The sequence below is a fragment of the Candidatus Methylomirabilota bacterium genome (assembly GCA_035936835.1).
GTDB lineage: Bacteria > Methylomirabilota > Methylomirabilia > Rokubacteriales > CSP1-6 > AR37.
The window spans coordinates 1-5,696 of the sequence record DASYVT010000098.1 but is presented as its reverse complement, the minus strand read 5'-3'; the positions used below and the strand labels follow the sequence as shown (position 1 = coordinate 5,696).

6 protein-coding genes are annotated in these 5,696 nt (G+C 66.9%); 3 read left to right on the top strand and 3 right to left on the bottom strand.

Going from position 1 to position 5,696, the window contains the following annotated elements:
- Together VGV06_07960 and VGV06_07955 are read left to right on the top strand one after the other, a co-directional pair.
- On the top strand, positions 1-730 hold a 730-nt coding region (locus VGV06_07960), incomplete at its 5' end, for an amidase family protein (GenBank protein ID HEV2055093.1).
- Between the two features lie 10 nt (positions 731-740).
- The gene (locus VGV06_07955; protein HEV2055092.1) at positions 741-1,499 is read left to right on the top strand and encodes an aldolase/citrate lyase family protein; all 759 of its coding nucleotides are present in this window, start codon (positions 741-743) and stop codon (positions 1,497-1,499) included.
- Positions 1,500-1,522: 23 nt separating this feature from the next.
- Here the strand turns inward: VGV06_07955 and VGV06_07950 are convergent, their stop codons facing one another.
- Positions 1,523-3,142 (bottom strand): NAD(P)/FAD-dependent oxidoreductase, encoded by a 1,620-nt coding sequence (locus VGV06_07950; GenBank protein ID HEV2055091.1) that lies wholly within the window; start codon positions 3,140-3,142, stop codon positions 1,523-1,525.
- Positions 3,143-3,263: 121 nt separating this feature from the next.
- Between VGV06_07950 and VGV06_07945 the strand changes: the two genes are divergently transcribed.
- Positions 3,264-4,349, top strand: coding sequence for an amidohydrolase family protein (locus VGV06_07945; GenBank protein HEV2055090.1), 1,086 nt, complete (start codon positions 3,264-3,266; stop codon positions 4,347-4,349).
- 12 nt (positions 4,350-4,361) lie between these two features.
- Here the strand turns inward: VGV06_07945 and VGV06_07940 are convergent, their stop codons facing one another.
- Both VGV06_07940 and VGV06_07935 read right to left on the bottom strand, forming a co-directional pair.
- Positions 4,362-5,246, bottom strand: a complete 885-nt coding sequence (locus tag VGV06_07940) for a TauD/TfdA family dioxygenase (GenBank protein HEV2055089.1) — start codon at positions 5,244-5,246, stop codon at positions 4,362-4,364.
- 17 nt (positions 5,247-5,263) lie between these two features.
- On the bottom strand, positions 5,264-5,696 hold a 433-nt coding region (locus VGV06_07935), incomplete at its 5' end, for a dienelactone hydrolase family protein (protein ID HEV2055088.1).

Sequence of the window (5,696 nt, the reverse complement as noted above, 5' to 3'; positions counted from 1 at the left end):
CGGCCCCACGCTCGAAGAATGCCGCGTGCGGCCGCTGGGCGACTACTTCGACGTCAAGATCATCATCGCGGAGAGCGAGATCTTCAGCGTCCACCAGAAGAACCTGGTCGCCAGGCCCAAGGACTTCGGCGCCGATTTTCTCTCGCGCGTGCTGCCGTCCGTGCTCTTCACCGCCCACGACTACGTGCTGGCCACGCGCGAGCATCTTCGGATGAAGGCAGAGATGGAGCCGTTCTATGCAAAGTTCGACGCTTTCGTCACCGCGGGCATGGGCGAGGCGCCGGCGCTGATGGACTACCGCAGCGTGTCGTTCTGGCAGAAGCCAAGCCTGCTCACCGCGTGGAACGTCACCGGTCAGCCCGCGTTGGCGCTGCCCAACGGCTTCGGGAAAAATGGCCTCCCGCTTGGCATGCAGGTGGTCGGCCGGCCATTCGGCGAGCCGACGATCCTGCGCATCGGCCAGGCCTACGAGCGCGCCACGGAGTGGCACACGCGGCGTCCCCCGCTCGTGCCCGGCGCGGTCGCGCCGGACGTCGTCCCTCCGCCGGTTCTCTCAGTGACCGACGGCCAGGCCGACGCCGAGACGCGCGATCTCTCCGTGCAGGGCGCCCGGCGGGCGGGCCTGCGGCTCGACGATCTGATGCTGGCCCAGCTCCTGGAGGGAGCGCCGTACGCGCTTGGGATGGTCCGGCGCCTCCGCCGCGACCACGACATTCACCACGAGCCTTAAGGGAGACGCCGTGAAGATCCGACCGAATCGCGTGAAGCAGCAGCTCGCCGCTGGAAAGGTCGCCACGATCGTGGCCGGCACCAATGAACCGGATCTGATCGATCAGCTCGGCCCGCTGGGCGTGGACGGCATCTGGCTGGAGGGCGAGCACGGAGGTGTCGACTACGCCGACCTCGGCAATCTGACGCGGGCCTGCGATCTCTGGGGCGTGACCTCGGTCGTTCGGGTGATGGACAACGACTACGCTACGATCTACCGCACGCTCGATCGGGGCGCCCAGGGCATCGTAGTGCCGCACGTCAACACCCGCGCCGAGGCCGAGTCGGCCGTCGAGGCCGCGAAGTTCGCGCCGCTCGGCAAGCGCGGCATGTTCACGAGCCGGCAGGGCTTCGCCGTGGACGACTATCTCAAGACCGCCAACGATCAGAGCCTGCTGATCGTCCTGATCGAGGACATCGTCGCCGTCAACAACCTCGACGAGATCCTCGCGGTAGACCACATCGACGTCTTCTTCGTGGCGCCGAACGACCTGGCGACCTCCATGGGCCACATCGGCAACATGGGCCACCCGGAAGTCCAGCAGACGGTGGACAAGGCGGTCACGAAGATCGTCCAGTCCGGCCACGTGCCCGGTACCCTCGTGAACTCCGGAAACGTCGAGCGCTATACGCGCTTGGGCGTGCGCGCGGTGATGACCAGCTTCTTCCCCTGGATCCAGGCCGGCGCGAAGGACCTGATCGAGCGCGCGGCGAAGGGCGCCCAAGGCTGACGGCGAGTGACGCTATCCGGCGCTTAGAGCGTGCCGGTCAGACGAAAGCCCTCGTAGCCCTTCGCCGCGACGTCATCGCACTTCTGCCTGTAGGCTCCGACGCCGCCGATATAGGGCATGAAGATGCGAGGCTTGCCTGGGATATTGGCTCCCATGTACCAGGAGTCGGCCAGGGGATAGAGCGTGAGATGGCCGACCTCGTTGACATGCTCGACCCAGCCGTCCTCCGCCTCGACGGTGGCCTCGATGCGTGCGCGACCATGCTCGCGCAGGTACGCGATGCAGTCGGCGATCCAGTCCACGTGTTGCTCGATGGAGACGATCATGTTGCTCAGCACGGACGGGCTGCCGGGGCCCGTGATGATGAAGAGATTCGGGAAGCCGGCGATGGAGACGCCTAGATAGGTCCGCGGACCTTCGGCCCACTTCTGCTGGAGCGTCTTGCCACCTCTGCCGCGGAGATCGACGCTCAACAGGGCGCCCGTCATGGCATCGAAACCCGTGGCGAACACGATGCTGTCCAACGCGTAGGCCTCGTCCCGCGTCTGGAGCCCCTGCGGGGTGATCGCCTCGATCGGCGCCTTCCTGATATCGACCAGGGTGACATTGTCGCGATTGAACGTGTCGTAGTAGCCGGTGTCGACGCAGAGGCGCTTGGTGCCCACGGGATAATGCCGCGGCGACAAGGCCTCTCCAATGGCCGGATCGCGGACCAGTGACCGGATCTTGGCGAGGAAGAACTCGGCGGCCGTGTCGTTTGCTTCCTTATTCGTCAGCAGGTCCACGAACGTCGAGGAGAAGCCGAGGCCGCCGCGGTTCCAGCGGGTTTCGTACTCGCTCAGACGCTCTTCCGGCGACACCTCGAGCGCCGAATGATCGTTGCGCTCGACGACGAAGCCGACGCGAGACTCGCGGGCTTCGCGTCGATGCTCGGCATAGTTCGACTTCCAGCGCCGCTCGTATTCCGGGTCCAGCGGGGCATTGTGCGCGGGGACGCTAAAGTTCGGGGTCCGCTGGAAGACGTAGAGATGGGCCGCCTGCTGGGCGATGATCGGGATGGACTGGATGGCGGAGGAGCCCGTACCGATGACGCCGATCCGCCGGCCGGTGAAGTCCACGCCTTCGTGCGGCCAGTTGCCGGTGTGGTACCAGAGGCCCTCGAAGGTCTCGAGGCCCTTGTAGCTGGGCACCTGCGCCGTGGAGAGACAGCCTGTCGCCATGATGCAGAACCGCGCAGAGACCCGCTCGCCGCCGTCCGTCTGGATGTCCCACCGGTTCGTCGCTTCGTCGAAGACGGCGGCGGTCACGCGGGTCGCGAGCGTGATGTCCCGGCGCAGGTCGAACCGGTCCGCGACGTGATTGATGTACTTCAGGATTTCCGGCTGGGAGGCGTACCGCTCCGTCCAGCGCCATTCCTGCTGGAGCTCGTCCGAGAACGAGTAGGAGTAGTCCATGCTCTCGACGTCGCAGCGCGCGCCCGGGTAGCGGTTCCAGTACCAGGTGCCGCCGATGCCCTTGCCCGCCTCGTAGACCCGCACCGAGAGCCCGAGCCCGCGCAGGCGGTGGAGCATGTAGAGCCCCGCGAACCCGGCGCCGACGATGACCGCGTCTACCGTCCGACGTTGCTCCGGCCTGTCCGACATAGACTCCTCAGATAGCCTGCGCGGAGCCCCAGTGTCAAGCGCGGCGCGGCTGTTTCCCTTGACCCGCCGGCGGTATAGAATCTGTGCTCTCGCTGGCAAACCCTAAACTCAGGAGGACGCGATGACGCGCAGGGACTTCATCGAGGATGCTGCGGGCGCAGTCGCCGGGATCGCCTTCGTCACATGCGGGCTGCAGGGCGGAGCGGGAGGCGCGGAGGCGCAGCCGCGGCGCCGTGAGGTCGTGGTCAATGGCAAGCGGGTGAAGACGGTCGACGTGCACGCCCATTGCGCGGTCCCCGAAGCGATGGCCCTGATGGGGCTGAAGGTGACGGGTGCGCCGAACCTGCCGAATGTGCTGGTCATGTCGCAGGCGGCGGACCGCCTCCGCGCGATGGACGAGCAGGGCATCGACGTGGAGGCGCTGAGCATCAACCCGTACTGGTACAAGGCGGACCGCGACGTGGCGCGCCAGCTCATCACGATCCAGAACGAGAAGCTGGCCGAAGCCTGCGCGGCGAACCCGGAGCGCTTCGTGGCCTTCGCCACGGTGGCGCTGCAGCATCCGGACCTCGCCGCCGAGCAGCTCGAGCAGGGGGTCAAGAAGTACGGACTGCGTGGCGCGGCCATCGGCGGCAGCGTCAACGGCGAGGAGCTGTCCGACCCGAAGTACCACCCGTTCTGGGCCAAGGCCGAGCAGCTCGGCGTGCTGGTCTTCATTCACCCACAGGGCACGGCCGAGCTGAACGCGACCACCCGCTTCAAGGGCAATGGCCTGCTGGACAATGTCATCGGCAATCCGCTCGAGACCACCATCGCGCTCTCGCACCTGATCTTCGAGGGCACGCTCGACCGTTTCCCCGGGCTCAAGATCTGCGCGGCGCATGGCGGGGGCTTCCTGCCGTCCTACGCGGGGCGCTCCGACCAGGGCTGCCTCACCTTCCCGGATCGCTGCACCAGGACGCTGGCGAAGAAGCCGACGGAGTATATCCGGCAGCTCTACTACGACAACATCATCTTCACACCGGAGGGGATGCGACACCTGGTCGCCGAAACGGGACCGGGCCAGGTCGTCATGGGCACTGACTATCCGTACCCGTGGACGAAGACCTCCGTGGATCTCATCCTCGCCACGCCTGGGTTGTCCGACGCCGACCGCGTCGCCATGCTGGGCGGGACCGCGGCGAAGCTCCTCGGGATCAAGACCTAGACGCGCTGCAGATCAGGCGGCGGCCTGGGCCGCGGTCGGCCCGTCTCCGGCAAGCGTGGTGCGCCGCATGTCGCGCGGCTCGTGCGCCGGGAAGGGTCGCGCGCGGTGCATCGTCTGCCGGTTGTCCCACATCACGAGGTCGTTGACCCGCCACCTGTGGGCGTAGACGAATTGCCGCTGCGTGGCGTGCTCGACGAGGTCACGCAGGAAGGCACGCGCCTCGGGCACCGGCCAGCCGAGGATGCCGCCCGCATGCGAGGCGAGGTAGAGCGACCGGCGCTTCGTCACCGGGTGTGTCCGGACCAGGCACTGGCGCACCGGCTTGAAGCGCTCGCGCTCCTCCTCGGTGAAGTCGGTGAAGCCGAGGATGCTGCGCGAGAAGAGCTGGGAGTGCTCGCAGACCAGCTCCTCCACCTCGGCCTTGGTCTCGGCGTCGAGTGCATCGTACCCGGCTCGCATGTCGGCGTACTCCGTATTGCCTCCCTTCGACGGGATGCTGACGGCATGCAGCAGCGAATACTTCGCCGGGACTACCTTGAACGAGCTGTCGGAATGCCAGAGCCGGTTGCCGAGGCCGAACAGCCTCGGGCGGTCATCCCGCGCGAAGACCTTGTTGTCCTTGTCGAGATTGGACACGTCGGCGAAGGTCGTCGGCAGCCGTTGCGCTTCCGGCCCGCGAAGGCCCGTGCCGATCGCGTGCTCGATCTCTCCCAGGCTGCGCGTGAAGGCGAGCTGCTGCTCGTCGTTGATCTGCTGGTCGTGGAAGACCAGCACGGCGTAGCGATCCATGCCGGCATGAATGGCGTCGACCTGCTCGGCCGAGAGCGGCCTGGTCATGTCGATACCGTCCACTTCGGCGGCGAAGCAAGGGCCAACTTGGCGCATCGTGATGGGCATGGTGGTCGCCTCCTTGATCACACCGTGCGCTGCAGGAAGTCGGTGACGAGCGGCCATGTCAGGTCGGCGTAGTGCGGCTGGAAGCCCGCGTTGTCGGGGTGGCGGAAGCCGTGGTTGGCGTCCGAGAAGAAATGCCACTCGACGAGGTGGCCATTGGCGAGGAAGCTCTGCCAGAGCGGGCCCTGGATGGCAGGCGTCGCGATGTGGTCCTTGCCGCCGCAGAACACGAGCGAGGAGCAGGTGAGCGTTTTGGCGAGATGGAAGGCGTGCCGGGGCTGGTGCGGGGATTCGGGCTCGTCGCGGACGGAAGGGTAGTAGAGGACGATCGCGCGGAGCGCCGGGTTGTCGGCGGCGAAGGGGATGAGGAGCCGGCCGCCCATGCAGTGGCCGATGGCGCCCGTGCGCTTAGGATCCGAGCCCATGCGATCGATCAGGTAGCGCCAGGCCTCG